This window comes from Pedobacter sp. AK017 (genome assembly GCF_014200825.1).
In the GTDB taxonomy this organism is placed as follows: domain Bacteria; phylum Bacteroidota; class Bacteroidia; order Sphingobacteriales; family Sphingobacteriaceae; genus Pedobacter; species Pedobacter heparinus.
Genome location: NZ_JACHCW010000016.1, coordinates 39,066 through 63,547, shown reverse-complemented (window position 1 = coordinate 63,547; position 24,482 = coordinate 39,066). Strand labels below are relative to the sequence as shown.

Annotated in this window: 25 protein-coding genes; 10 read left to right on the top strand and 15 right to left on the bottom strand. The window is 42.7% G+C overall.

Annotated features, from left to right (window positions below):
• Nucleotides 1–59 precede the first annotated feature (59 nt).
• Complete coding sequence (rlmB, locus tag HDC92_RS20060; RefSeq protein WP_015807879.1) at nt 60–824, bottom strand: 23S rRNA (guanosine(2251)-2'-O)-methyltransferase RlmB; 765 nt, start codon at nt 822–824, stop codon at nt 60–62.
• A 163-nt stretch (nt 825–987) separates the two neighbouring features.
• Between rlmB and dnaB the strand changes: the two genes are divergently transcribed.
• Nucleotides 988–2,556, top strand: coding sequence for a replicative DNA helicase (gene dnaB, locus HDC92_RS20055; RefSeq protein ID WP_015807878.1), 1,569 nt, complete (start codon nt 988–990; stop codon nt 2,554–2,556).
• A gap of 4 nt (nt 2,557–2,560) precedes the next feature.
• Here dnaB and chrA read toward each other — a convergent pair whose 3' ends face one another.
• Together chrA and HDC92_RS20045 are read right to left on the bottom strand one after the other, a co-directional pair.
• Nucleotides 2,561–3,760, bottom strand: a complete 1,200-nt coding sequence (chrA, locus tag HDC92_RS20050) for a chromate efflux transporter (protein ID WP_036674008.1) — start codon at nt 3,758–3,760, stop codon at nt 2,561–2,563.
• An 11-nt stretch (nt 3,761–3,771) separates the two neighbouring features.
• Nucleotides 3,772–4,107, bottom strand: a complete 336-nt coding sequence (locus HDC92_RS20045) for a heme biosynthesis protein HemY (RefSeq protein WP_015807876.1) — start codon at nt 4,105–4,107, stop codon at nt 3,772–3,774.
• A gap of 177 nt (nt 4,108–4,284) precedes the next feature.
• On the opposite strand from HDC92_RS20045, the gene HDC92_RS20040 reads away from it, so the two are divergent.
• From HDC92_RS20040 to HDC92_RS20025, 4 genes are read left to right on the top strand one after another with little or no spacing between them, the layout of a single operon-like run.
• Nucleotides 4,285–5,022 (top strand): electron transfer flavoprotein subunit beta/FixA family protein, encoded by a 738-nt coding sequence (locus HDC92_RS20040; RefSeq protein WP_183876832.1) that lies wholly within the window; start codon nt 4,285–4,287, stop codon nt 5,020–5,022.
• A gap of 44 nt (nt 5,023–5,066) precedes the next feature.
• Entirely contained in the window at nt 5,067–6,038 is a 972-nt protein-coding gene (locus HDC92_RS20035) for an electron transfer flavoprotein subunit alpha/FixB family protein (protein ID WP_183876831.1), read from the top strand.
• A 50-nt stretch (nt 6,039–6,088) separates the two neighbouring features.
• Nucleotides 6,089–6,700 (top strand): bifunctional nuclease family protein, encoded by a 612-nt coding sequence (locus HDC92_RS20030; RefSeq protein ID WP_015807873.1) that lies wholly within the window; start codon nt 6,089–6,091, stop codon nt 6,698–6,700.
• A gap of 11 nt (nt 6,701–6,711) precedes the next feature.
• A complete protein-coding gene (locus tag HDC92_RS20025) occupies nt 6,712–7,977 on the top strand; it encodes a nucleoside permease (protein WP_036674455.1) in 1,266 nt (421 codons plus the stop codon).
• A 68-nt stretch (nt 7,978–8,045) separates the two neighbouring features.
• Here the strand turns inward: HDC92_RS20025 and HDC92_RS20020 are convergent, their stop codons facing one another.
• The 7 genes from HDC92_RS20020 to HDC92_RS19990 form a co-directional block, all read right to left on the bottom strand.
• Entirely contained in the window at nt 8,046–9,332 is a 1,287-nt protein-coding gene (locus HDC92_RS20020) for a citrate synthase (RefSeq protein ID WP_015807871.1), read from the bottom strand.
• Between the two features lie 123 nt (nt 9,333–9,455).
• Nucleotides 9,456–9,989, bottom strand: coding sequence for a DUF3347 domain-containing protein (locus tag HDC92_RS20015; protein WP_183876830.1), 534 nt, complete (start codon nt 9,987–9,989; stop codon nt 9,456–9,458).
• 98 nt (nt 9,990–10,087) lie between these two features.
• The gene (locus HDC92_RS20010) at nt 10,088–10,600 is read right to left on the bottom strand and encodes an outer membrane beta-barrel protein (RefSeq protein ID WP_015807869.1); all 513 of its coding nucleotides are present in this window, start codon (nt 10,598–10,600) and stop codon (nt 10,088–10,090) included.
• Nucleotides 10,601–10,697: 97 nt separating this feature from the next.
• A complete protein-coding gene (gene miaA / locus HDC92_RS20005) occupies nt 10,698–11,621 on the bottom strand; it encodes a tRNA (adenosine(37)-N6)-dimethylallyltransferase MiaA (protein ID WP_183876829.1) in 924 nt (307 codons plus the stop codon).
• A complete protein-coding gene (locus HDC92_RS20000; protein ID WP_183876828.1) occupies nt 11,622–12,422 on the bottom strand; it encodes a hypothetical protein in 801 nt (266 codons plus the stop codon).
• Nucleotides 12,413–12,790 (bottom strand): DUF1801 domain-containing protein, encoded by a 378-nt coding sequence (locus tag HDC92_RS19995; RefSeq protein ID WP_183876827.1) that lies wholly within the window; start codon nt 12,788–12,790, stop codon nt 12,413–12,415. The genes HDC92_RS20000 and HDC92_RS19995 overlap by 10 nt, the downstream gene beginning before the upstream one ends.
• Before the next feature lie 59 nt (nt 12,791–12,849).
• Nucleotides 12,850–13,941 carry an MBL fold metallo-hydrolase gene (locus HDC92_RS19990; RefSeq protein ID WP_183876826.1) on the bottom strand — a complete coding sequence of 364 codons (1,092 nt, stop codon included), beginning with the start codon at nt 13,939–13,941 and terminating at the stop codon, nt 12,850–12,852.
• A gap of 146 nt (nt 13,942–14,087) precedes the next feature.
• On the opposite strand from HDC92_RS19990, the gene HDC92_RS19985 reads away from it, so the two are divergent.
• Nucleotides 14,088–15,218: a P1 family peptidase gene (locus HDC92_RS19985; RefSeq protein WP_183876825.1), complete on the top strand. Its 1,131-nt coding sequence runs from the start codon at nt 14,088–14,090 to the stop codon at nt 15,216–15,218.
• A complete protein-coding gene (locus HDC92_RS19980) occupies nt 15,218–16,057 on the top strand; it encodes an aminotransferase class IV (RefSeq protein WP_183876824.1) in 840 nt (279 codons plus the stop codon). Before HDC92_RS19985 ends, HDC92_RS19980 begins: the two co-directional genes overlap by 1 nt.
• Nucleotides 16,058–16,060: 3 nt before the next feature.
• On the opposite strand, the gene HDC92_RS19975 is transcribed toward HDC92_RS19980, so the two are convergent.
• From HDC92_RS19975 to HDC92_RS19955, 5 genes are read right to left on the bottom strand one after another with little or no spacing between them, the layout of a single operon-like run.
• Nucleotides 16,061–17,887, bottom strand: coding sequence for a DNA topoisomerase 3 (locus HDC92_RS19975; RefSeq protein WP_183876823.1), 1,827 nt, complete (start codon nt 17,885–17,887; stop codon nt 16,061–16,063).
• A gap of 2 nt (nt 17,888–17,889) precedes the next feature.
• The gene (locus HDC92_RS19970) at nt 17,890–18,789 is read right to left on the bottom strand and encodes a histone deacetylase (RefSeq protein WP_183876822.1); all 900 of its coding nucleotides are present in this window, start codon (nt 18,787–18,789) and stop codon (nt 17,890–17,892) included.
• 1 nt (nt 18,790) lies between these two features.
• On the bottom strand, nt 18,791–19,651 hold the full coding sequence (locus HDC92_RS19965; RefSeq protein ID WP_015807860.1) for a bestrophin family protein: 861 nt from the start codon (nt 19,649–19,651) through the stop codon (nt 18,791–18,793).
• Between the two features lie 36 nt (nt 19,652–19,687).
• Entirely contained in the window at nt 19,688–20,293 is a 606-nt protein-coding gene (locus HDC92_RS19960; protein ID WP_183876821.1) for a DNA-3-methyladenine glycosylase, read from the bottom strand.
• Nucleotides 20,286–20,762 carry a GAF domain-containing protein gene (locus tag HDC92_RS19955; protein WP_183876820.1) on the bottom strand — a complete coding sequence of 159 codons (477 nt, stop codon included), beginning with the start codon at nt 20,760–20,762 and terminating at the stop codon, nt 20,286–20,288. Before HDC92_RS19955 ends, HDC92_RS19960 begins: the two co-directional genes overlap by 8 nt.
• Before the next feature lie 294 nt (nt 20,763–21,056).
• On the opposite strand from HDC92_RS19955, the gene HDC92_RS19950 reads away from it, so the two are divergent.
• The 3 genes from HDC92_RS19950 (at nt 21,057) to HDC92_RS19940 (ending at nt 24,421) form a co-directional block, all read left to right on the top strand.
• Nucleotides 21,057–23,234 (top strand): S46 family peptidase, encoded by a 2,178-nt coding sequence (locus tag HDC92_RS19950; protein WP_183876819.1) that lies wholly within the window; start codon nt 21,057–21,059, stop codon nt 23,232–23,234.
• 11 nt (nt 23,235–23,245) lie between these two features.
• On the top strand, nt 23,246–23,497 hold the full coding sequence (locus HDC92_RS19945; protein WP_015807855.1) for a hypothetical protein: 252 nt from the start codon (nt 23,246–23,248) through the stop codon (nt 23,495–23,497).
• Between the two features lie 360 nt (nt 23,498–23,857).
• Nucleotides 23,858–24,421 (top strand): hypothetical protein, encoded by a 564-nt coding sequence (locus HDC92_RS19940; RefSeq protein WP_183876818.1) that lies wholly within the window; start codon nt 23,858–23,860, stop codon nt 24,419–24,421.
• The last annotated feature ends 61 nt before the right edge of the window (nt 24,422–24,482 follow it).

Below are 24,482 nucleotides of genomic sequence, written 5' to 3'. Positions count from 1 at the left end.
TTATATAAAAAGACCATACAGGCTTATCCTGTATGGTCTTTTTATACCATTGAACATCGCTATTGCCGTTGCCTGATGGCTTCATAAAGGATAATCCCTGCTGAAACAGATACGTTCAGTGAACTGATCTCTCCGATCATCGGGATCTTGGCCAGGTGGTTTGCCATACGCATCAGCTCATTCGAAATCCCTTCATCCTCTGCCCCCATTACAATGGCCGTAGGTGCGGTATAATCCGGCACATAGATCAGGTCGTTGGTTTTTTCTGTACAGGCTACAATCTGCAAACCACATTCCTGTAAAAATAATGCTGTTTTATGCAAGTTCGGGTGCCTGCAAACCGGAATGGTAAACAAAGCCCCAGCCGACGTTTTAATGGCATCAGCATTGATCTGTGCCGAATTTTTACTGGGTACCACAATAGCATGCACACCGGCACAGGCAGCTGTCCTGGCAATGGCACCCATATTTCTGACATCGGTAATGCCATCCAGGATCAACACCAATGGCGTTTCTCCTTTCTCATATATTGCAGGAATAATGTCTTCAATTTTTTGAAAGGTGATGGCCGAAATTACTGCAATAACCCCCTGGTGATTTTTCAGGGTCATCCGGTTAAGCTTCTCTACCGGAACATTGTGTACAGGCGCATCCACCTCTTTCAGCAAAGCCTTCAGCTCCATAATGATACCGCCTGTCAAGCCCCGTTGTATATAAATGCTCTCTATCTCTTTACCAGCCTTAATTGCCTCTATTACAGCACGTATACCAAATATAAACTCGTTACTCTCTTTACCTCTTGCAGGTCTCCTGGAATTTTCCATCTTTATTAAATTGAGCGGCAAAAATAGGTATTCTTTTCCACATAGTTTTGTGAACAAAAAGCTAAAATTTAGGAGGGCGATATTGGTATGGTTATATTGTATACGGTGGAAATGTGCATAAAGAAATGGAGCAGGGACTTATTTTTTGTCTATTTTTGTACCTATGAGTAACGATCAACCCCAAGGACAAGATAAGGCAAATTTCAGTGCAAGGAAAACCAGGTTAAGCAATACCATGAGCACTATGGGTAGGATACCACCCCAGGCCATTGATCTTGAAGAAGCCATTTTAGGCGCGCTGATGCTCGAAAAAGATGCTTTATCGACTGTTATTGATATCCTTAAGCCCGAAATGTTTTACCATGAAGCACACAAAAAGATCTTCGAGGCCATACAGGGGCTTTTCCAGAAATCAAAACCGGTTGATATCCTTACTGTTACCGCTGAACTCCGTACATTGGGACTACTGGAAATGATTGGCGGGGCTTATTACATTACTAACCTGACCAACAGGGTGGCTTCAGCAGCCAACATAGAATTTCATGCCAGGATCGTTTCCCAGAAATACATCCAGCGCGAGCTGATCAGGATTTCTTCAGAGATCATACAAAACGCCTATGAAGATACGACGGATATTTTTGACCTCCTGGATCATGCAGAAAAGAACCTGTTTGACATTGCCCAGAACAACCTGCGCCGGGACACACAAAAGATGGACGAGATTGTAAAACAATCTCTGGCCACGCTGGAAGAGCTACGCAGCAAAAGTGATGGTTTAACAGGCGTACCTTCCGGATTTACCGATCTGGACCGCATTACAGGTGGCTGGCAGGCATCCGATCTGGTCATCATTGCGGCACGTCCGGCCATGGGTAAAACGGCATTTGTATTAACCTGCGCCAGAAATGCAGCCGTTCAGTTTAAACGTCCGGCAGTTGTATTCTCTTTAGAGATGTCTTCCGTACAGTTGGTTAACCGTCTGATTTCCGGAGAAGCTGAAATTGAACAGGAAAAGATCAGAAAGGGGAACCTTGCCGAATGGGAATGGCAGCAACTGCACAGTAAGATCGGCGGGCTTACCGAAGCACCACTGCTGATAGATGATACCCCGGCCTTAAATATCTTTGAATTCAGGGCCAAATGCAGAAGATTAAAGGCCCAGTACGATATACAGCTCATCATTATCGATTATTTACAGTTGATGCATGGCAAAGGTGAAGGCCAGAGTGGCGGTGGTAACCGTGAGCAGGAAATTGGCAGCATTTCGAGGGCACTTAAATCGGTGGCCAAGGAATTAAATGTACCTGTGCTCGCCCTCTCGCAGCTGAGCCGTGCGGTAGAAAGCAGACCAGGTGTAAACGGAAAACGGCCAATGTTATCCGATTTACGTGAATCCGGATCTATTGAGCAGGATGCGGATATGGTGCTCTTCCTTTACCGACCGGAATATTACGGCATCACCGAAGATGAACAGGGCCGATCTCAGGCCGGTGTGGGTGAAGTCATCATTGCCAAGCACCGTAATGGTGAAACCGGTATTGTACCGCTCCGCTTTATCGGCAAGTACGTGAAATTTGCAGATCTGGAAGAAAGTTTTGCAGCCCCTACCTCGTTTTCTATGGACAGCCCGAGTGCCGGAATGGCTCCATCGCAGGATTTTGACAGACCTGCCGGAAATGTCATCATTAAACCATCACGAATGGACGATATGCACGACGATGCCCCTTTTTAACCGCTTATAAAAAGTAACCCAGCAGTATTCCGGCCAGTACAATAAAAGGCGGACTGATCTTGGTGTAATTCAAAATCAGGAAGGTAGCCACCATAATAGCTATAGCCAGACCATTCAGGGCCACGGGCATCAGTAAAAGTACAAATGCAGCAATAATAAAGCCCACACTTACTGCATTGATGCCTGTTAAGGAATGTTTAATACGGGTTATCTTTTTAAGGTCTTCCCAAAAAGGGACAATAAACAGCACCAGGATCAGCCCGGGTAAATTGATACCGAGCACCCCCACCAATCCCCCTAAAACCTGTCCGGTTGGCCCAAAACCAAAATTCCGCATACTTAGGGCGCCCAGATAACTGGTAAATGAAAAAGTGGGCCCCGGCAATGCCTGCTGCAAGGCAAATCCCGACAAAAAGCCTGAAGCGCTCAGGTACTGCTTCATCTGTACAAACTCTGTAAACATCAAAGGTACCAGCACCTGCCCCCCACCAAAAATGACAATGCCATTTCGGTAAAAATTCTCGAAAAGCCTGATGGGCAGACTAAAAGGTGATGTCCGGTTGATGATTGCGCCCAGCAGTGCCAAGAACAGCAATACACCAAAAAAATAAGTCAGTTTTTTAGGATTGATATTAGAGAAGAGGTTCAGCCTGATGGTACTTTCTTCTGCAGGTGTCCCTATGGCCGATGACACCATTCCCCCAAGTAAGATGGCCATAGGAAACACGTAGGCATTTCTTAAAACCAGGGTTACAATTGCCGCAGATATGGCCAGAAAAACCGTGAGTTGTGAAACCAGCACTCTTTTTGCCAGGTTATAAGCACCATAAGCTACAATGCCCAAAGCAATAGGCTGTATGAATTCCAGTATTTCGGTAAACTTTGCCTGCTGGTCCAGTTTTGCAAAACTGATGGCCGCAAAAGTCATGATGGCTGCCGAAGGGAGGATCCAGATCAGGAAAGTAATGATGGAAAGCTTTAGGCCACCAACTTTATAAGCAACACCTACAAGGGTCTGTGTAGAAGCCGGACCTGGTAATACCTGGGCCAGTGCATTCAGTTCCAGCAATTCTTCTTCTGTAACAAAAGGAACGCTTTTAACAAAATATTTAAGCAGTAGTGCCAGGTGTGCCTGGGCCCCTCCAAAAGCAGTAAAGGTGAAAAGAACTACGTTCCTGATAAACAACAATTTTCTTTTGCCCACCTGCCTGTCAGTTAATCATCTTCGTAATCTAAACCCGCGGCAGAATTATAAGCACCCTGCAGTTCAGAAAAAGCATGCATATCCCGTTTATTCCTTGCAGCCAGCATTCCTTTCTGGTAAATTTCAATTGCTTTTTCTGTTTGCTGCAGCTGTTCATAAAGTTTACCTAAATGGTAATAGGTACCCACATAATCAGGATGATCAGTGGTTAGCCTCAAATAATATTCAAGTGCTTTTTCCGTATCATTTGAGGTATTATATTCCGTTGCCAGTGCATACAATACGAAAGGATCATTCGGATCACTCTGTAAAAACTCCAATAACTTTGCTATTCGGGTACTTTGCATTTTAAATCCCTGCTTTTTTAATTAGATTTGCAAAAAGGCAATGTGTAGTTTATAACGAACCATTACCATCTTAAAAATCAATTTATAACTCTATGAAACCATCATGAGATACAAATTAACTAAAAACGATTGAGCTCATGATAGCTTCATAACCATTAAAAATCAATTTATAACTCTATGAAAATATTAGTTTGTATCAGTAACGTGCCAGACACAACGACAAAAATAACTTTTACCAACGATAATACACAATTCAATACATCCGGAGTTCAGTTCATTGTAAACCCTTATGACGAGATCGCCCTATCCAGGGCAATTGAACTTTGTGAAGGTGGTAAAGGAACTGTAACTGTAATTAATGTTGGGGAAAGCGCTACCGAACCAACCATCAGGAAAGCGCTTGCTATCGGTGCCGATGATGCCGTAAGGATCAATGCTGCACCAAGGGATGCTTATTTTACAGCTTATCAGATTGCTGAATATGCCATGAGCAATGAATTTGACATGATCTTATGTGGCAGGGAGTCTATAGACTACAATGGCTCGCAGGTTGCGGCGATGGTAGGCGAGTTCCTTGACATCCCATCTGTTTCTATCATAAAAAAACTGGATTACGACGGAACCACAGCTACCATAGAACGTGAAATAGAGGGCGGTAAAGAAATCATTTCTATAAGTGGTAAGTTTATTGCCAGCTGTGCCGAAGGTACCGCAGAACCGAAAATACCCAATATGAGGGGTATCATGTCGGCCCGCACCAAACCTCTGCAGGTGGTTGAAGCCAAAGAAATAGCACAATTGAGTAAAATACAGCAATTTGAAACGCCTCCGCCACGCGGAACAGTTAAATTGGTACCGGCAGAAGATGCTGCCAGTTTAATCGGACTGTTACACACGGAAGCCAAAGTAATTTAAGCCATTCTGTTTCAAATTTTAAAAAATCATTTAATAAAGATCTTATGTCAGTTTTAGTATATGTAGAGCAGGTAGATGGTAAATTTAAGAAATCTGTATTCGAGGCAGTTTCTTATGCAAAAGCCATTGCAGACAAACAGGGCAGCAATTTAACTGCGATTTCTATTGGTAACGTTGGCGACAGCGAACTTAAGGAACTGGGTAAATACGGTGCGTCAAAAGTATTGAACGTTTCCAATGAGCAGTTAAAAAACTTTGTAAACCAGGCTTACGCCGCGGTGATTGCAGAGGCAGCAAAAAAAGAAAATGCTGATGTTGTTATTTTATCTAATTCTTTCTCAGGTAAAGGGTTAGCGCCCAGAATTGCAGTAAAACTTAACGCAGGACTGGTAGACGGCGCTGTAGAATTGCCACAACTTGATGCCGGAAAATTCCAGGTTAAAAAAACAGCCTTCTCCGGAAAGGCATTTGCCATAACTGAACTCAGCTCTGCAGTCAAAGTAATTGCCCTGAACCCAAATGCTTTTGGTGTGAAGGACAATGCGTCCGACATTAGCATAGAAGCTTTTAGTCCGGAATTAAAGCCATCAGACCTTACTGCTATTGTAAAAGAAGTAGTAAGGGCTACCAATAAAATATCCTTACCGGATGCGGAACTGGTTGTTTCTGCAGGGAGAGGTTTAAAAGGCCCGGAAAACTGGGGAATGATAGAAGAACTTGCTGCACTGCTGGGTGCAGCTACAGCTTGTTCCAAGCCGGTATCGGATGCCGACTGGAGGCCACATGCTGAACACGTTGGCCAGACAGGTATCGCCATCAGTCCGAACCTGTATATTGCCATTGGTATCTCTGGGGCGATCCAGCACTTGGCGGGTGTAAGTTCATCAAAAGTAATTGTGGTAATCAATAAAGACCCAGAAGCACCTTTCTTTAAGGTGGCCGACTATGGTATTGTTGGCGACGCATTTGAAGTTGTACCAAAATTAATAGAAGCATTAAAAGCACATAAAGGTTAATTAAACATACGGGGGTAATCATTTCATTGCTCCTGTATGTTTTACTTCATATGAAAAAAGTAAAACTAGATATTGTTGGTCTATCTTATAGCCAAACCCAGTCGGGCGCTTATGCGCTGGTATTGGGAGAAGTAAATGGCAGAAGGCGTTTGCCGATCATTATTGGTGCCTTTGAAGCGCAGGCGATAGCCATTGAAATAGAAAAGATGACCCCAAGCAGGCCATTAACACACGACCTGTTCAAAACCTTTGCACAGATTTATAACATCGATATCCAGGAGATCCTCATTTACAACCTGGTAGAAGGCGTATTTTATGCCAAGTTGATCTGTACTGACGGAAAAACAACTCATGAAATTGACGCCCGTACCTCAGATGCCATTGCCTTAGCTGTCCGGTTTAGTGCAGCCATTTATACCTACGAGTTCATCCTTTCTTCTGCAGGCATAGTCATAGAAGGCAATGATTTCCTTTTTCTTGAAAACATCGATAACATATCTAAAGAACAGGGCACGGAAGACCTCTCTTCTATCCCTTCATCAAGTTATAAGTCGCTTACCCTGGAAGAGCTTAACCAGAAACTGCAGGAAGCAATTGCGGAAGAAGCCTACGAAAAAGCAGCCAGGATACGTGATGAAATCAATAAAAGAGGATCAAAATAGATGAGCTTATGATGAATGTTAAGTTTCGCTTAACCCTGATGAATTTTATGCAGTTCTTTATCTGGGGTTCATGGCTGATTACTATTGGCGTATACTGGTTTCAAAATAAGAAATGGTCGGGCTCAGAGTTTGGTGCTATTTTTTCTACCATGGGCATCTCCGCTATTTTTATGCCTGCACTAACCGGCATTATATCAGACCGCTTTATCAATGCCGAGAAACTATACGGACTGATGCACATTTGTGGTGCAGTTGTATTGTTCTGTTTACCAATGGTAGATAACCCCCATACCTTTTTCTGGGTAATACTGTTAAACATGATCTTTTACATGCCTACCCTATCCCTTTCTATTACAGTAGCTTATTCTGCTTTAAAAAGCAATGGTAAAGATGTAGTAAAGGATTACCCACCCATCAGGATCTGGGGAACGATAGGCTTTATAGCTGCCTTATGGGTAGTCAGCATTTCCGGCAGCGAAGCCACATCCAACCAGTTTTACATTGCTTCGGCAGTTTCCCTGCTGCTGGGACTTTATGCCTTTACCCTACCTAAATGTCCGCCATTGGCCAATAAGGTAGATTCAAAATCATTTGTTGATGCCCTGGGTTTAAGGGCCTTTGCCTTGTTTAAGCAAAAGAAATTTGCTGTATTTTTTCTTTTCTCCATGTTCCTGGGTGCCGCCCTGCAGCTCACCAATGCGTATGGCGATACCTTTTTACACGATTTTAAGAATGTACCTGAGTTTCAGGACCTGCTGGCTGTAAAGTATCCGGCCATCATTATGTCCATTTCTCAGATTTCGGAAACCCTGTTTATCCTGGCCATCCCCTTTTTCTTAAGAAAGTTTGGAATAAAATATGTAATGCTGTTCAGCATGCTGGCCTGGGTATTGCGGTTTGGTCTGTTTGCTTACGGCGATCCTGCCGGTGGCCTATGGATGATCATTTTGTCCTGTATCATTTACGGGATGGCCTTTGATTTTTTCAATATCTCCGGATCGTTATTTGTAGAAACACAGATCGATGCAAAAATACGTGGCAGTGCTCAGGGCCTGTTCATGATGATGGTAAACGGCTTTGGCGCACTTTTCGGCAGCTTTACCAGTGGCTTTATCATTGATAAGTTTTTTACACATACCGATCAGAGTAAGGACTGGCACAGCATCTGGATCACATTTGCATCCTATACCCTATTGCTTGCCATTGTATTTCCATTTGTATTCAAATACAAACACAATAAGGCAGAAGAAAAGGCCATAGAAGCAATGCGCCATTAAAATATAAACCATAAAAAAAGCCCTGTCAGTTAATGACAGGGCTTTTTTTATGGAATTAAATAGCTGTATTACCTGTCTTTTATTGCAGTAAAAGTTCTGTCGGTATGACCAACGTAAATCTGGCGCGGGCGTCCTATCGGCTCTTTGTTTTCATGCATTTCTTTCCATTGTGCAATCCATCCCGGTAAACGGCCCAAAGCAAACAATACAGTAAACATATCCGTAGGGAAACCTAAAGCCCTGTAAATGATCCCCGAGTAGAAGTCGACATTAGGATATAGTTTACGTTGTACAAAATAAGGATCGCTTAAAGCTGCTTCTTCCAGTTTCTTGGCAATTTCCAGTACCGGATCGTTGATGCCCAGTTTTTCTAAAATATCATCACAAGCCTTTTTAATGATCTTAGCCCTTGGATCAAAGTTTTTATATACCCTGTGCCCAAAACCCATCATACGGAAAGGATCATTTTTATCTTTGGCTTTATTGATCCATTTTTCTGTATCCCCGCCATCTTGTTTAATTAGTTCCAGCATCTCTATTACTGCCTGGTTCGCGCCGCCATGAAGTGGCCCCCATAAGGCGTCTATACCTGCAGAAACCGATGCATACAAGTTACAATCTGAAGAACCAACAATCCTTACTGTAGAGGTAGAACAATTCTGTTCATGGTCTGCATGTAAGATCAATAAGGTGTTCATGGCATTTACCACAACCGGGTCAATCTCAACCTCCTCTGTACGCTGACCAAAGATCATGTTCAGGAAATTGCTGATGTAATCGTATTTATTTTTAGGATAGATCAGCGGGTGGCCTAAAGATTTTTTATATATGAAAGAAACAATGGTCGGAAACTTGGCCAGCAGTTTGATCATGGTCAGGTCCATCGTCTCAGGCGATGAATTTGCATTTAAAGACTCCGGGTAGAAAGTAGATAAAGAACATACCAGTGAAGAGAGCTGGGCCATAGGATGTGATTTCGACGGATAACCATCCAGAAATTTCTTCATATCCTCATGGATCAGTGTATGTCTGCTGATCTGTTTTTGAAAATCATCCAATTGCACCTGTGTGGGCAGGTCGCCATATATCAATAAATAGGCTACTTCTAAGAAAGTAGATTTTTTTGCCAGTTCTTCAATCGGATAGCCACGGTATTTTAATATACCTTGTTCACCATCCAAAAAGGTTATTGCACTTTTGGTAGAGCCCGTATTTTTGTATCCAAAGTCTAAAGTGATATGACCTGTTAAATCTCTAAGTTTAGAGATATCTATAGCTTTCTCCCCTTCGGTTCCAGTGATAACGGGGAATTCATACACTTTTCCATCAATCTTAATTTCTGCAATATCTGACATATATATTCTTAAATTTATAAAAACAAACTTAACTAATCCATTCCGGTTAGCTTTTAGCTTATTATAACAAAGCTGTTAAATTATTATTAAATGCGCGTCAAAAACAAGTAAGAATCAAAAATATTACTTACCAGTTCTGATCTCTTCCACAACCCTTCCGCAATCCATCATTTCATCTCCATAATAAGGGTTCTGTATTTTCTTTTCCGAAGCAAGCCAGTCGCCCCCAACGCCATTATTGGCCATTGGGCAATGCTGTACAAAAATGCTCCCTTTAATCAGGTCTGCATGTTTAAATAAGGCGATTACATCTTCACTCAGGGATGTAAACAAGGCCCTCTGGTTTTTAATATCCTTTGCAACAGCAATTTTTTCGGCAGTTAAAGCTGTGCTTTCACAACCTTTATAAGCGGCCAGATCCGTTTTAAGCACTGCGGCAGCCTTTTGTGCGTCCTCAAATTTTGCAGCAACCAGCGCATCTTTCAAAGCGATATAACCATTATAAATAGCCTGGACTTTATTGTCCTTCAGTTCAATATGATTAGCGATGGTATCAACAACGCCCGATGTAGTATCCGAATTCCCTGCTACTTTCTTTTCTGTATTGGTGCAGGAAACTATCCCTGTGATGAGCATTACTGCCAGATATTTCCTCATGTTTTGATTTTTGGGTTAAAATAGCATTTTAATTTTAAATAAATAAAAAAGCTCCTGAAAAAATCAGGAGCCTGGTAAAATTTTATACCTTATAGCAGTTACAACTTAAATCCGTAAGCTATTCTAAGTGCAACCTGGCCCAATGATGCACCGCTAAATTCAGCACCTTCATAACGCAGACCAAGATCTATACCATTGTCAAAGCCATAACCAATTCCAGGAGCCCACAAAAAGGCTGTTTTTGAACCTGATTCTGTACCAAACCCTGCACCTAGTTCACCGGATGCATACAGGCTCTCGGCTAAGAAAATTTTAACACCAGCTTTAACAGGTACCATTCCGAAACTTCCACCACCATAGCTATCCTTTAATGAGAAACTGGTATAACCTGCAGACAATAATCCTGAAACATTGGAACTAAAATCTTTTTGTAAACGTAAATCTCCACCTATTGCCAGACTATATCCGGTAGTTGTAGGCACACCTACATTAAGCCCAACGCCCAAGCGCCATGCTTTAGAATCTCCAGACTGAGCATGTACATTTGTACTAACCAATAAAGCTACTGCAGCTACTGCAGAAGCTAAAAATTTTGTAACTTTTTTCATCATTTGATTCGTTTTAATTTAATTTTTAATACAGAAACAATCCGTACACTATAGTTCTTTGCAAACAGCATGCCATAGCCGAAAAAATGAACACATTAAATTAAGAAATTTTATACAAAGAGATTATTTTACTAACCAGCTGATCTGTATTACCCTCTGTGTTCAGCCAATGGATGTTAACCCCATCCTTTTCCATTTTCCTGAAAAAGGTCATCTGTCTTTTCGCAAACTGGCAAATGGCGGTCCCCAGTTTCTCTTTAAGTTCCGTATAAGTGATTTCCTTATCCAGATATGACACCATAAATTTATACTCCAGACCATAAAAAACAAGCATTTCCTTACTTACCCCTGCTTCAAGAAGCTGTTCAACTTCTTCAATCATCCCTGTTTCCAGCCGTAGCTCCAGTCTTTTAAAAATCCTTTCCCTTCTTTTCTCCACATCCGAAAAAAGACCGATAACCAGAGGCTTAATGACCGCTCTTTCGGGTATATTCAGTGGGTACCGGCTTAAATAGGAAGCAATTTCTATAGCCCTGATCAGCCTTTTTGCAGAAGAGTGATCGGCATGTCCTGTAAATACATCAGGATAGGCCAGCAATCTTTTCCTCAGTTCCTCCTTATCCAGCGATAATAATTGTTGCCTAAGTTCCTGATCTACCGGCACTGCTGTATAATCGTGTTTTTGCAGTAAACTGTGTATGTACATACCAGTGCCACCGCACAGTATGGCCTTTTTGCCCTTACTGTTCAATTGCTCAAATACTTTATAAAAATCTTCTTTAAATTCATTTACATTGTATTTTTCTCCGGGCTTTTTAATGTCAATCAGGTGATAAGGGATTTGTTTTCCCTGGATATTGTACTCCTTCAGATCTTTACCCGTACCAAGGTCCATTCCTGTAAATATCTGTCGGCTGTCGGCACTGATGATTTCCGCATCCAGTACATCGGCCAGCTCAACTGCGAGTTTTGTTTTACCCGATGCAGTTGCGCCCAGCACGATCAATAATTTAGAGGCTTCCATTTACAAGTATAAGATGTATTTTAAATTACCAGTGTTATAAATCTGTACATAATCTGCCGCACAAGAAACTGCATCAGCTGGTAAGCGATGTTCAAAGTATCTGCAAAGCTCATTTTTGTTCAGCCATATTTTTGCTGGCGCCGTAGTTTCCTTTAGCACAAAGCCCGATTGGGCGTAAGCATTGCCGAGCGACCAGTCACGGTCGGCATAACTCATCACATCATCCGGCTGCATCAGCGTTATAAAATGTTTAAGCAGCTTACTAAAGCCCCCTGTAATCGTAAAGCCGGTAAGGCTTGCAAAGCGGATCAGCTCTGCAGATTTATGAGTAGCTGAAATGTTTTTCATTGACCTTAAAGCACTAAAACAAGCTACTGCAACAATTTTTTCATCTATACAAAGTGCAAATTTATACCTGGCTCTGGCCGATGCTTGTAAATGGTGCTGGTCCATAAAATCAGCGGCTTGTTTTTGGGTAAGCACTCTTATTTTTGCCTTGCGCGCATGCAGGCGCTTGTTTATGCCGAGTAATGAACAAATCCTGCCCAGTACCTGTACTTGCCTTGTCAGCCATACATCCTCCCACAAATGCAACAATATCTTACCAATAGCCTTATATTCGGTTTGCAATGCAATAAGACCAGCGGGATCATAATTATTTTCCAGGGGTACCAAATGGAGCACCACTTTTTGATTGCAAAGTAACAGCTGGTATATTTCATGCTCAGGATGCTCAACATACAGGCCTGTTTCTTCCAGCGCCAATACTACTTTACTTTGCCAAACCGATTTTATACCCAAGCCTTTTCTTTATATAATCTGTAACCCTCAGCAAGCGCATCTTCAATATGCCCTAAAAGTGCATCATCTAATTTTTTGATGTGAAAACACGATTTACCTTTCAACAACTTTAAAAGTGAAGGGTCAAAAATACGTTTCATTTCCGGTTCGGCATATACCGGCATATAATAAAACCCTACATGACCTTTATGGATCATTACTGCAGCAAAATATAACTCATTTCTTTTTTCACCATCAATTACTACATTTTTATCGCTCCAAAGGTCGTAAGTGGTCTCACTGTTTATCCGATTGCTAAAGCCCAAAGTTGCGTAAGGCTGTAAAACAGCCCTGATCGTTTGAAATATCTCTATAAAGTCTGTTTTCATCTTCTCAGGTTAATATGCTATTACAACAGTAAACCACGACTATTGTTTATGAATAATGCCTAATCCAGCCACCATTCTTTTGAAGGATAACTTTCATCTAAAATAACAGATTCTCCCAATAAAGGTGTAGTGAGCTTAAAATTTTCTGCCTTTGCTTTTTTTACCACTCGGATGGCCGGTTCATTCCAGGCATGCATGGCCAGGCTAAACTTAGCCCAGTGCACCGGCATCAGCACTTTTGCATTTAAATCTTTGGCAGCCTGTACCGTTTGTTCCGGAAACATGTGTATCAATGGCCAGTAAGTATTGTACTGTCCGCATTCCAGTATGGCCAGATCAAAAGGCCCATACTTTTCTCCGGCCTCCTTAAAGTGGGTATCATACCCCGAATCTCCTCCCAGGTACAGTTTGTGTTTTGTACCTTCCAGCACAAAGGCCGACCACAAAGTCTGGTTTCTGGTAAATGTTCTGCCTGTAAAATGGCGGGCTGGGGCTGCCCTAAACTTTAAGCCTCTGGCCAGCGTTTCTTCGCCCCATACCAGTTCCCTTATTTTAGCTGCAGGTACCCCCCATCGCTCCAGGTGCGCACCTGCACCTAAAGAAGTAATGAACAAGCTGGTCTTATCCTTCAGTTTCAAGATACTCTGATAATCCAGGTGATCATAATGGTCGTGGGTAATTAAAATAATATCCGTTTCAGGAAAATCTTCTGCTTTGATAAAATCCGTTCCCTTGTAGGCGCTGCTGCCCAAAAAAGAAAATGGAGAAGGTTTTTTACTAAATACCGGATCTACCAGTATTTTTACCCCATCTATCTGTAAAAAGTAGGAAGAATGACCAAACCAGATGAGTTTAGTCTGCCCAGATCCACTAAAATCCGGCACCTTATGCGGTAAAGGCTTTTTAGGTGAACTGTTTTCATTACCTTTGATCATTCCCCTGATCATATCCCAGTAACTTACACCATCCGGTTTCATCGGTGTGGGCGAAAGGTTTTGCAGGGCTCCCTCTTTATAATTGGCCAGGCTTTTTATCCGCTCCAAACGCTTTCCGGCAGGCACACCCCCAAATACGGGCAGGCGAAGTACCAAAATGATGGTCAACCCAAGCAGCACAACGATCAGCAAAATAACATACATAGTATTTTTCATTAAATAATTCTCCCGTTCCAAGGCATTAAAAGACAAATATATATTACACCAGGCCTTTTACAAGCCCAATAGCTTAGCGCAGCTTAAATTTACACGCCGGCTACACATCAATTGTATCTTAACAGGCTTATCGTTAATATTGCATCATGTTAAGAAAGACCTTGTTCCTCTTGTGTTTATTGTCTCCCCAGATTGGCGCTGCTCAAAAAAAAATGAGGGCCAGAGACTATGGCATCAACATTGGTGTGTTACCTGTTGGCCTGTTCAATGCCATTACCGATGTTCCCGGGGTTAAAGTTGGCCATACCACCCTTATTAAGGGCAATCATATCCGAACAGGCGTTACCGCCATATTGCCGCACTCGGGCAACCTTTTTCAGCAAAAAGTACCGGCTGCCATATTTGCCGGAAACGGATTTGGCAAGCTTGCCGGAAGCACACAGGTCATGGAGCTGGGGAACCTGGAAAGCCCCGTTGTGCTCACCAATACCTTAAATGTGGCAACCGCTATGGATGCTGTAGTTGGCTATACCCTGCAGCAAAAAGGAAATGAGAAAGTGCAATCTGTAAATGCGCTTGTGGGTGAAACCAACGATGGCTATTTAAATGACATCAGGGGAAGGCATGTTAGCCGGCAGGATGTGCTCCAGGCTATCCAGACTGCTACAGGCGGAAATGTGACCGAAGGGAATGTTGGCGCCGGCACAGGCACCGTCTGTTTCGGTTTTAAAGGCGGTATCGGCACTTCGTCCAGAAAATTACCCAAAAGCATGGGTGGCTATACCATTGGTGTAATTGTACAAACCAATTTTGGCGGTGTATTGCAGATTGCAGGTGCCCCTGTTGGTAAAGAGCTGGGTACTTTTACTTTCAGCAACCAGCTGCTGAACAACGTAGACGGATCCTGCATGATTGTAGTAGCTACGGATGCACCTATAGACAGCCGGAATCTGGAGCGTCTGGCGAAACGGGCATTTATGGGACTGGCCAAAACAGGGGGCATTGCCTCAAACGGCAGTGGCGATTATGTTATTGCATTCTCTACGGCCGAACAGCTGAGAATTGCCCACAGCCCTGCCAGCCCAACACAGGGCACCGAACTGCTGACAAACGATTACACCTCGGCTTTGTTTATGGGGGCTATAGAAGCGACAGAAGAAGCCATCATCAATTCCCTTTTTGCAGCAGAAAACATGAAAGGCAACGGCAAGGAAGTCGCCGCCCTTCCGGCCGATAAAGTTATCCCGATCTTAAAACATTACAACACCGTAAAATAATGAACAACAATTTCGTTTTTATCAATGATGCCTTTTTTCAGGCCGAGCATTCTGCCATCCTTATAAAAGATCTTTCCGTACAGCGGGGCTATGGCATTTTTGATTTTTTCAAAACGGTTAACAGCAAGCCGGTATTCCTTGATGATCATTTAGACCGCTTTTATTATTCTGCAGCACAGATGCACCTGCAGGTTGGCCTGTCACGCAGCCAGCTAAAAGAAATCCTGGCTGAACTGATGAAACGAAACAACCTTCCCGATTCAGGCATCAGGATTACCCTTACAGGTGGCTATTCAGAAGATGGCTATAACCTGGCCGAAAAGCCCAACCTCATCATCACCCAAAACAGCTTTGCCATTAACCAGCAGGCCATCAATAAAGGGATTAAACTGGTTACCTACAATTATCAGCGTCAGCTTTCGCACATCAAAACCCTCGATTACTTAACCGCCATCTGGCTGCAGCCTTATATAAAAGAACATGCTGCCGAAGATGTGCTTTACCATAACAACGGTGCTCTGCGCGAATGCCCGCGCGCTAATTTTTTCCTGGTTACAGCAGCGAATGAAGTACTTACCGCCGGCGAAAGTATTTTAAAGGGCATTACCCGTAAAAACATCCTTAACCTGGTACAAACTGACATACTGGTTGCAGAAAGGGCAATTACACTGGACGACCTGGCCACAGCAAAAGAAGCTTTTATTACCAGCACCACCAAAAACATCATGCCGGTTACAAGCATAGATGGGAAAAACATTGGCAACGGAACCATTGGCCCTGTTACCTCAAAACTGCAGGAGCTCCTGAGGCAGAAAGCCAGTACAGCTACCGGTATTTAGTTTTTATATTTTTTCTGCCAGTGTTAAGCCCGCTGCAAGCAATTCATTGGTAATGGTTTTGGTGTAATCGGCTATTTCGGCTTTAAAATCACTTACAGAAGCACCAGACCTGATCTCTTCCAGCCTTTTTTCCCATTGTCCGGTCAGTTCAGCCTGGGCAATTTTCTGGTCTTTTACCACATCGTAAACTGCCAGTCCTTTAGTTGTGGGCACCAGGTTCCGCTTTTCCCTGGAAACGTATTCACGGCTGATGAGCGTTTCGATGATGGCCGCACGCGTAGCGGGTGTACCCAATCCGCTATCCTTCATAGCGTACCTCAATTCCTCATCTTCAATGTCCTTACCCGAAGTTTCCAGTGCTTTTAACAAAGAAGCCTCATTGTACATTGCTTTAGGTTTGGTTTGCTTTTCCAGCAACGCCTTATTGGTAACCGGAAGCTCCTCTCCTTTTTTCAACTTAGGCAATGCCGGGTTATCCTCATCCTTCTTCTCCTCATCCGATTCATTAAATACCGACCGCCAGCCAGCAGTACGGATCACCGTGCCATTGGCAATAAATAAAGAACCGGATTCGACAGATATCTTAGTAATCTCTTTTACACATTCCTGATGAAAAGCCTCAATCATCCGTCCAACTACCATATCATAAACAGCTTGTTTATCACCACTTAACTGATAAGGGGACTCGCCTGTAGGTAAAATGGCATGGTGGTCGGTTACCTTTTTCGCATTTACACTGCGCTTGTTTAAAGGAACCGTAAGCAGAAACTCTGCCTGCTTTCCAAAATCTTTATGGCCCCTTACCTTATCGATCAAAGCAGGCACACCCGCAAATATATCATCGCCGATATACCGGCTGCCCGTACGCGGGTAAGTAACCAGCTTGCTTTCGTAAAGACCCTGGAGCAAACTTAAGGTCTGGTCTGCCGTAAAGCCCTTGCGCTTATTGGCCTCCTGCTGCAAACTGCTCAGGTCATGCAGCAATGGTGGTGGTTCCTTACGCGGCTTGGCTTCCACACTTAAAATCTTCCCTCCATTACTAAAACCCGAGGCCACGTCTTCAATTTTAGCCAGCAGTTCCTCTGCTTCTTCCTTTTTATCAAAATTGCTGACCGACATGGCCCTGAACAGCTGTCCGTCCTTATCCAGCTGTATGGCCAGCTGATAATAAGTTTGGGGGACAAAATTTTTGATCTCCAGAAAACGGGAGCAGATCATGGCCAGTGTAGGTGTCTGTACCCTGCCCAGCGACAATACCGAACGGTTTCCTGCCGAGATACTTAAAGCCTGTGTGGCGTTCATCCCTACCAGCCAGTCAGACTCCGACCTGCAGTGTGCAGAATTGAACAGGGTATCGTAATCTGTACCCGGCTTTAAGTTCCTGAACCCCTCTTTTATGGCTTCATCGGTCTGCGATGAAATCCAGAGCCTTCTAAAAGGCTTCTTGCATTTCAGGAAATAATAAATATAGCGGAAAATGAGTTCACCTTCACGCCCGGCATCCGTTGCCACAATGATCTCTGTAGCTTCATCAAATAACTTTTTAATGATATCCAGCTGCTTCCGCACACCCGGATCTTCAACCATGCCGTCCTTGGTTTTGATTTTACGGATAGCCAGTTTAAATTTCTTGGGCAGCATAGGCAAATGCTGTCTTCGCCAACCTATAAAACCATATTCCTGCGGCGGGGCCAGTTGTAATAAATGGCCAAATGCCCAGGTAAAAGAATAACCTTTCCCTTCAATATATCCATCCTTTTTAGTTGTAGCACCGAAAACCTTTGCCAATTCACGTCCCACGGAAGGTTTCTCTGCAATAACAATCTTCATAATTATTCAAAAATATCTAAACCAATTTTAAACGTACTGCAATGTGCATCCACAATGTCCTTAATAGCCGGCGAATAGCCACCACCCATACTTACCTGCACCGGCAAATGATGGTCTTTACAAAACTGCAGTACCATTCTGTCCCTCTCCCTGCAGCCTTCTTTGCTCAGGGCCAGCTTACCCAGCTTATCGCTGGCCAGTACATCCACCCCCGAAAGGTAAAATACAAAATCAGGCCGATGGGCCAAAAGCAAAGGTAAGCTTTCTTTCAGCTTACTTAAAAATTCAGCATCCCCTGTTCCATCTGCCAAAGCAATATCCAGGTCAGACTTTTCTTTCCTGAAAGGGAAATTCTTATCGCCATGCATGGAAAAGGTAAACACCCTGGGCTCATTTTCAAAAATCTCGGAAGTGCCATTGCCCTGGTGCACATCTAAATCAATTATTAAGATACGCTTTGCCAACCCGTTATTTAACAAATAGTTTGCTGCAATCGCCTGATCGTTCAGCAAACAAAATCCTTCTCCCCAGTTACTGCCAGCATGGTGTGTACCACCAGCAACATTAAAGGCAATTCCATATTGCAGCGCGTACTCGGAACCATCAACTGTACCCTTTGCAATCCTGATTTCCCGCTCCAGTAGTTGTGCTGTTAAAGGAAAACCTATCCTTCGTTGTTCCCTGGCAGGCAAACTGAGTGATTTTAGCTGCTGCCAATAAGCCTTTTGATGCGCATACAAGACAACCTCTTCCTCAAGCAAGCCCGGCTCAAATAAATTAGCTGCGCTGATCAGCCCCTCATGTAACAACTGTCCTGGGATCAGTTCGTATTTGATCATCGGAAAACGATGTCCTTCGGGAAGCGGGTGGGCATATAAAGGATGCCAGGCTATTTTAACCATGTTATTTTAAGATCTCCCCAACATGCTTTTCAATATTGTTGCATATCTCATCCACAGGAAGGTCATTGGCATCTTCGCCAAAAGGGTTTTCTATTTCCTCTGCGATCAGTTCCAGACTGGCCAGTACATATAAGATAAAAGGAACAATAGGCACTACAAAATAACCCAGACTAAACACCCAGCCAAAAGGCAGGGTGATCACATAAATGAAAATAAACTTCTTGATAAATGCACTATAGGAATATGGAATAGGTGTACGCTTAATCCGCTCACAACCACCACATATATCTGTAAATTGCTGAACATCTGCATTAAGTATAATCAGCTGTTCCTGACTGATCTCGCCATCTGCCTGCAGCTCAAATACCCTGGATGAAATACTTGCAGCCACCTGATTGGGAATATGTTTTCCGCCATCTACTTCGATCAGCAGACTGTTTTTTCCGAAATACTGTTTTTCCCTTAAATGCTCTTTTAAAGCAAAAGCATATTTGGCAATGGCATAATCAAAAAACTCATTGTGCGCTTCAGATAGTTTTAAAGATTTGATCTTAATGGCAAAATTCCGGCTCACATTGGTCAGCGCCCCTAAAAACCTGCGCCCTTCCCACCAACGGTCATACGAAGTATTGGTGCGGAATACCAGCAACATCGAGATTACAAAACCCAGGAGATTGTGCATCATGCCTATATTTTTAACATAAGTTGTTTCTGCAAGTTTCAGATAGTTCAGTTCGAGGTAAGCAATTATACCTGAAAATACCGCCACACTGATCATCAATGGCCATAACGTACGGATGGTATCTGCCTTGTGCACATGAAATATAAAGGTTACCCAGTCTTTCGGATTATAGTTTATCATATTGCTAAATTGTACTCAAAATTCATGGTTTAAAACTTAACGGTTAGGTTTACTTACATAAGGATTTCCTTTGATGTAATACCGCCATGGCAAAAGTGCATGCTCTTCTGCATAATCCACACCTACCCTCGGAACTGCTGCAATGGTCTCTTCACTAAACTTCAGACCAGTGTCTTCAATCCAGATCTCATCGCCCAGCAGGTCTTTTTCGTTCAGCAGCTTATCTATGCCCATTGCCTTGGCCAGTGCTCCCGGACCCGCGGTAAGGTTCGGTCTTACAACCTCCATATTTCTTCTCCTTAGCATCACATCTATGCCGATAAGCGGCTCCAGCCCCCTGATCAGTACTGCATGTGGTGTTCCTTGGGGGGCAGTAACCACATTAAACAAATGATGGATGCCGTAACAAAGGTATACATAAGAAAGGCCACCGGAACTGTACATCACTTTTGTACGGGGCGTAAACCTGCCACCATAGGCATGCGAGGCTTTATCAATCACGCCTTTATAGGCTTCCGTTTCTACAATGGTACCCGCAGTTAATTCGCCATCCACCAGGGTAAACAATTGCTTGCCCAATAACCCCACTGCCAGGGCATTCACATCCTCATGCTGATAAAAAGAAAATGGAAGTTTAGCCATTTAACAAGTTAATTATTTGCTGCAGGTATCTGGCATCAACATCATCAAAATGAGCAAGATGTTCACTGTCCACATCCAGAACTCCTATTACTTCATTTCCTTTATGCAAGGGCAATACTATTTCCGATCTTGAAGCAGATGCGCAGGCAATATGCCCGGGAAAAGCATCCACATCAGGCACAATCAGCGTTTTATCCTGTTGCCATGATGCCCCGCAAACACCCTTTCCTTTGTTGATGCGGGTACAGGCTACAGGTCCCTGAAATGGACCAAGCACCAATTCATCTCCTTTAACCAGATAGAAACCCACCCAAAACCATTTAAACTGCTCTTTTAAAGCTGCAGCGATATTAGCCAGGTTGGCAATCTGATCATCTTCACCATCAATCAGGGCTTTAATTTGTGGAATTAAAGATTGGTATTGAGCTTCTTTGTTTACATTTGTTGCAATGATCAGGTCTTCTGCCATGAACTTATATTTTTACACTGCAAAATTAAACATTCCGCAGCAATAAACTATCCACCTCAGCCTTTTTCCTTTTCTTATACGCTTTGTTTGTACTTTATTTTGTATGTCAAAAACAGACATTTACCAGAAGTATTATACTCAAGCAAATATCAGTGCATATACACTGACCGCAGACAGAGATGCACAAAAGATAAACAAACACTCGGATTAAAATTTTAGATTTGACCTTTTTAATGGCCATTGCAATGAAAGCAATACCAGCTTAACGGAAACTAACTGCTATACATAACAAAGATGAATAAAAAAATGCGAATTACATTATTGCTGACCGGCGCATTGCTTACAGTCGGCATTGTGCAATCGGGCTATAAGCCCTGGGAAGAGGGCATGTTCCCCTTAAGCGAAATCCATAAACTGGATCTAAAAAAAGCTGGCTTAAAGATCAGTCAGAATGAAATCTACAATCCAAATGGCACCAGTCTGGTTGATGCATTGGTCAATGTTGGTGGCTGTACCGGCTCATTTATATCTGATGCAGGACTGATCATCACCAATCACCATTGTGCTTTTAGTGCCGTGCAGCAGGCCAGCACACCTGAACACGATTACCTGAGCAATGGTTTTGTAGCACAAACAGCTGAACAGGAAATTGAGGCAAAGGGACTAACCTGTCGAATTACTGATAGTTATGAGGATGTGTCTGATCGTATTTTAGGTGCAGTATCGCAGGTTACCGACCCTGCTTCAAGGTTAAAACTGATTAACGACGCCATGAAAAACATTGAAGTTGAGGCCGAGAAAAAAGACCCGGGCATAAAAGCCGAAGTATCGGAAATGTTTATCGGAAAAACTTATGTATTGTTCAGGTATAAAACCATAAAGGATGTGCGGCTGGTTTATGTGCCCAACCGGCAGATCGGTGAATATGGTGGAGAAACCGACAACTGGGTATGGCCACGTCATACGGGCGACTTCTCTTTCATGCGTGCTTATGTGGCACCAGATGGTTCTCCGGCCAAATACGCAAAAAACAACGTTCCCTACAAGCCAAAAAAATTCCTGAAAGTAAACCCCAACGGAACCAACGAGGAAGACTTTGTATTCATTCTGGGCTATCCGGGCAAAACTTTCCGCCACCGCCCTGCCCAGTTCATTGCCTATCAGCAGCAATTTGTATTGCCCTACGTTTCGGACCTATATGATTTCCAGAATACCACTATGGAAAATGCCGGCAAAAAAGATAAAGCGACCGAAATTAAACTGGCAACCAGGATTAAGAGAAACGCCAATGTAATGAAAAACTACAGAGGTAAATTACAGGGCCTAAAGGGCATCGACCTGGTTGGCAAAAAGAAAGCGGAGGATGCGGAGCTTGCCCGGTTCATTAACAATAATGTGGAAGTAAAAGCCAGGTATGGCAGTTTAATGACCGACATTGACAACCTGTACAAACTAATTAACGGAGATGCCAAGCGGGATTTATGGCTTACCCAGCTTTACAACTCAACCAGTTTACTGGGTGTATCCAAAAACATCAATATATTCAAAGCAGATCTTGAAGCTCAGCCGGCAAACCAGCAGGAAGCTTTCTTTAAACAGAACCTGCCACGCTTAAAAGAGTTTCTGTCTGGAAATTATGCTTCATATGATATTGAGGCCGACAAAAACATCTTTAAAAAGATGCTGACTGATGCTGCAGCACTCCCTTCAGACCAGCAGGTAAATGCATTAAGCATATTAAACCTTACTTCCGATAGTGAAAAAGAGATTAGCCGTTTTATCGATAAAACATTTAACATCAGCAAATTGAAAGATAGTGCTTATGTGTTCCATACTTTATTGGCAAGCCCTGGTTCACTTACTGCATACAGCGATCCTCTGCTGGTTTTTGAAAAAGCAATAGCCCGGCAGATAGCCGAACTGAAATCAGAGAAAGACCGCCGGGAAGGCATATTGAATAAGCTGATGGGCGATTATGTGAATGTTAAAGAAAAATTCCTGAAGAAAGACTTTATCCCCGACGCGAACAGTACTTTAAGGCTGACTTATGGCTATGTTAGGGGATACTGGCCGGCAGACGCATCATATATGCGCCCATACACGACTATAAAGGGTATACTGGAGAAAGGGACAACCGGAAATCCGGAATTTGATTACCCGGCGCAGATCAGGGCATTGTGGGAGGCCAAAGACTTTGGGCCTTTTGCCAAAAAAGACCTTAAAGATGTACCTGTAGCTTTTCTTTATAATATGGACACTACCGGGGGCAACTCTGGCTCCCCTATTATGAATGACCGCGGTGAATTGATCGGTGTAAATTTTGACCGTGCTTACGGTGCTACGATTAATGATTATGCCTGGAACGAAAGTTATAGCAGGTCTATAGGGGTCGACATCCGTTATGTGTTATGGGTAGCCGCTAAAATTGACCATGCCAACTTTCTTTTAAAAGAGATCGGCGTTAAAATATAAATAATTAAAATATGAGAGTAATTGCAGAACTGCCCCATCCGGATTGTAAGATCACTTTATTTAACATGAACCAGAAGTACATCATCAAATTTGAACAGGGAACATTGGAACAGAGTTATAAACTCTCCGAACTGGACCTGACAGGTGGTGGGGCGAATGAAATTTTCCAGATCCTGGATGAGGCATTTATTGCCACGGTAGTGGAACGTTTTAAGGGAATGAGAGGTGATTTTTCAGCTGCTTACAACAGGCAGCAGTATTAGTTTAAATAAAGATCATAATACAATGTAAAACAGAATAAAAATATGTGTTTCAGAATATTATTTTGTGTTTTAAGTATAACTACCCTTATCAGGTAATTTTAAATTAAATAAAAAATCAATATAAATAATATTAATTATATTGATTAATAAATAGTTATATAAACAAACAAAATAATATTCTGGAGTACAGAAACGCCAAATATAATATAAGTTGCTTCGATTTAGGGAGGAAAAATGGTGCATTAAAAAACAAGATAAACGACCAGACAAAAGCTAACCGAATGAGGTTAAGGATTGATGGTCTCGATTTTATTTCGAATATTTGCTGCGTATAAATCACACCTCTACCCTTAGCCCGCCATGAAAAATAAAGTCTTATATATTGCTGTAATTTTGCCGGTTGTCATTTATACCTCATGCAGTAAAATAGCAGAAAATTTACAGCGGGATGCCATTGTTACAGACACGGTTAATTTTAAAATCCCTGTAATTGCAACATTGGATAATGCCCTTACCCTACCTAACGTAGCAACAACCATAAACCTGGAAAACCAGATCAATGCCCAGGTCCAGGACCTGACAGCTTCGAACCTGCATTCGGTTAAGCTTAAAAGTATCAACCTTGGTTTAGCTGAAATTGTTAAAGATTCCATTGATACAAAAAACAATTTCGCCAATCTTCAATCCATCAAGTTCAGCCTTACCGATGGCAGTAAAACCGATAGCCTGGCCAGTGTATCCATTCCTTCCAAAACATTAAGCCGTGGGCTGACCCTAAACCCGGTCATATTGCCCGAAACCTTGAAACCATATATCTCAAAACCTGCTATGAAATACAGCATCACCATTAAAGCAAAAGAAGTGACCACTGCTGTAATGACCGTTAGCGCTGCAATAAGCTATACAGTTACCCTGGTAAAGTAAACAGATAAGGTTTTTACGATAAAATTGCTTATATTTGCATAAAACGGGATATTCTAATACT